Origin of the sequence: Methanobacterium sp. BAmetb5 (genome assembly GCF_003491305.1) — an archaeon.
Classification (GTDB): Archaea; Methanobacteriota; Methanobacteria; order Methanobacteriales; family Methanobacteriaceae; genus Methanobacterium.
Map to the genome: position 1 here is coordinate 2,240,001 of NZ_CP022706.1, position 2,500 is coordinate 2,242,500.

The following is a 2,500-nucleotide window of genomic DNA, read 5'->3' on the forward strand; positions in this document are numbered from 1 at the left end:
ATGCGTCGTTATTCTATTCAGAGAGTTCTAAGGGAAACTAGAGCAGGAATATTAGAACCCGGTGAAGGCTTGGATCAGATACAGGGTTGATATTCTTTATTTAATCAGTTCCAGTATACCGTAAATGATCAGGAATAACCCAGCTAAGTATCCCACCAGTTGGGGGTAAATAAGCATCAAAACCCCTAATATAATTGCTATTATGGCGATTATTTCACGAGTTGTATCGTCTTTCATGCTCTTATATTTTGTAATAGAATGTATATAAATATTGTGAAATGACTCCATATATGGGGAAAAGAGGTTAATCATGAAAAGATCGAAATTCTGTCCGAATTGTGGTTCTATGAACATAAAATGGATCAATCCCCAGATGTGGTCCATCTGGCAGTGCTGGGACTGTGGTTATCAGGGGGCAGTGGTTATTGAAGATAAAGAACTGGCTGATGAAATCCGGAAGAAATTTTTAGAAAAAATTAAAGATGAAGAAAACGAATCAGGTTCAGATTCTGATGATGAATGATTAAGTGATGATGGATTACGGGACAATAGTTTAGAGGGAATATTAGAAAAGTAGATGGAATACTGGATATACAGATACGGTATGAATAAAATAAGGGAAATATCAGTCACATGGATTGAATTACCAGGAAAATGAATAGAATTGTAAAATACCAGTCAACTCGGATTCTTTAAGGAAATATATAAAAATAATTCGTTTTTTTTTGAGGGGAAGAGTATTATTCTTCATGAAGAACTTTTTTATTTTCCTCGACAAAGTCCCTCAGATTACCAATGACTTCCTGAACCATGCTTGGTGCAGGTCCACCAATAACTTTTCTACTCTGGATTATATCCCTAGGATTTAATGACTTCTTCACCACAGCATTATCTATGTTCAGTGTTTGGCCGGTGAGTTCCTGGGAGATCTCATCCAGGAAATGGGCATCAATGTCCTCGGCTTTCATACCTTCATCCAGGGCCACGGTTACGGCCCGTCCCACTATCTGGTGGGCGGTTCTAAATGGTAATCCGGCATCCCGTACCATGAGGTCAGCCAGTTCAGTGGCGGCAGAGAAATTGGCCCGTGCCAGTTCCTCACCACGTTCACCCTGGAACTCTGCTGAGGATAACATACCCATGGTGATGGTCAGGGCGGAACTCAGAGTGTCGGTAGCCTTCCACAGGTGAGGGGTGACTTCCTGCAGATCCCGGTTGTAACTCTGGGGTAAGGATTTAATGATGGTGAGAATGGTTACCAGTTCCCCGTTAAGGACAGCAGTTTTACCCCGCACAATCTCCGCCACATCGGGATTCTTTTTCTGGGGCATTATGGATGAGGTTGATGAGAAATCATCCCCCAGTTCCACCATACGAAACTCGTAGGTACTCCAGATAATGAGTTCCTCACAGATCTTGGACAGGGTGGTGCCCAGCATGGTCAGGGCAAAAACAGTTTCTGCAATAAAGTCCCGGCTACTCACTCCATCAATGGAGTTTTCCATGGGACCAGAGAATCCCAGTAGTTCAGCAGTGCGTTCCCGATTAATAGGGAAGCTGGTTGTGGTCAATGCCGCTGAACCCAATGGACACAGGTCCATCCGGTGGTAAGCATCTTGCAGCCTGCCGTAATCTCTTTTAAGGGCCTGGGCATAGGAAAGGAGATGGTGGGCGAAGGTGGTGGGCTGGGCATGCTGCAGGTGGGTGTAACCCACCATCAGGGTGTCCCGGTTTTCGGTAGCCATCTCCAGAATGATTTCAATAAAAGTAAGTAATTCTTTCTGTATTTCTCGAATCTCTTCCTTCAAGGCAATTTTCAGGTCAGTGGCCACCTGGTCGTTACGTGACTTGGCAGTGTGCATGAAACCGGCATCAGGGCCCATCACACTGGTAACGTAGTTCTCCACGGCCATGTGAATGTCTTCCACGGCAGTGTCCAGATCCAGAGCATCAATACCCTCTTTTTCCAGTTGTTCCAGTGCGTTCAGGATTTGTTTACCAATATTGCCTGGTATTATTTCCTGTTCCACCAGCATGGTGGTGTGGGCACGATTGGTGAGAATGTCTGCCTGGAAGATGCGACGGTCGAATTCCAGGGAAGATGTGAAATCAGCCACTTCACGGCTCATCTGCCCTTTAAGTCGTCCGGAACGAAGATTCAAAAAAATACACCTTGATTGATATTTATCCCTTATTTAAGGATTTGAATTATTTTTTACCTTCTTTACCTTTCCACTGGGTGTAACCGCATTTTCCACAGGCGTAACGGTCTCCGTGATCGGCCATGAAGACACCATGGGAGCATCGTACACATTCTGGGTTTTTACGGATGATTTTGTTATCTTTAACTTCGTACAATTCAAATTTTTTCATGTTCTGTCCTCCATAGGGGTTGTAAGAATAAATGGGAATTTATTATTCCTCTTCTTCTTCAGATTCTTCTTTTTCTGCTTCTTTATTCTTTCCCAGGACGTGCTGTTTTTCAATTTCTACCAGTTTT

6 protein-coding genes (2 of these 6 only partly in view) are annotated in these 2,500 nt (G+C 43.6%); 2 read left to right on the forward strand and 4 right to left on the reverse strand.

The features are described from left to right. Window positions 1-90, forward strand: partial view of a 7-cyano-7-deazaguanine synthase gene (locus tag CIT02_RS11150; RefSeq protein WP_292612496.1) — the end only. The gene continues 1,005 nt to the left of window position 1, outside the view; 90 of the gene's 1,095 nt are visible here — the last part of the coding sequence; its start codon lies off the left edge, out of view; its stop codon occupies window positions 88-90. A gap of 6 nt (window positions 91-96) precedes the next feature. Here CIT02_RS11150 and CIT02_RS11155 read toward each other — a convergent pair whose 3' ends face one another. Beyond that, on the reverse strand, window positions 97-237 hold the full coding sequence (locus CIT02_RS11155; RefSeq protein WP_144405523.1) for a DUF3096 domain-containing protein: 141 nt from the start codon (window positions 235-237) through the stop codon (window positions 97-99). Between the two features lie 73 nt (window positions 238-310). On the opposite strand from CIT02_RS11155, the gene CIT02_RS11160 reads away from it, so the two are divergent. Continuing rightward, window positions 311-523 carry a hypothetical protein gene (locus tag CIT02_RS11160; protein WP_292612500.1) on the forward strand — a complete coding sequence of 71 codons (213 nt, stop codon included), beginning with the start codon at window positions 311-313 and terminating at the stop codon, window positions 521-523. A 217-nt stretch (window positions 524-740) separates the two neighbouring features. On the opposite strand, the gene argH is transcribed toward CIT02_RS11160, so the two are convergent. The 3 genes in view from argH to CIT02_RS11175 are tightly spaced (at most 46 nt apart) and all read right to left on the reverse strand, a layout consistent with a single transcriptional unit that may run on beyond the window. After that, window positions 741-2,162, reverse strand: coding sequence for an argininosuccinate lyase (gene argH, locus CIT02_RS11165; protein ID WP_292612502.1), 1,422 nt, complete (start codon window positions 2,160-2,162; stop codon window positions 741-743). Window positions 2,163-2,208: 46 nt separating this feature from the next. After that, window positions 2,209-2,373 carry a 30S ribosomal protein S27ae gene (locus tag CIT02_RS11170; protein WP_008512911.1) on the reverse strand — a complete coding sequence of 55 codons (165 nt, stop codon included), beginning with the start codon at window positions 2,371-2,373 and terminating at the stop codon, window positions 2,209-2,211. 42 nt (window positions 2,374-2,415) lie between these two features. Continuing rightward, window positions 2,416-2,500, reverse strand: the end of a protein-coding gene (locus tag CIT02_RS11175; protein ID WP_292612511.1) for a 30S ribosomal protein S24e. 227 nt of this gene lie beyond the right edge of the window; the window shows 85 of its 312 coding nt (coding positions 228-312); the start codon falls outside the window, past its right edge; the stop codon is at window positions 2,416-2,418.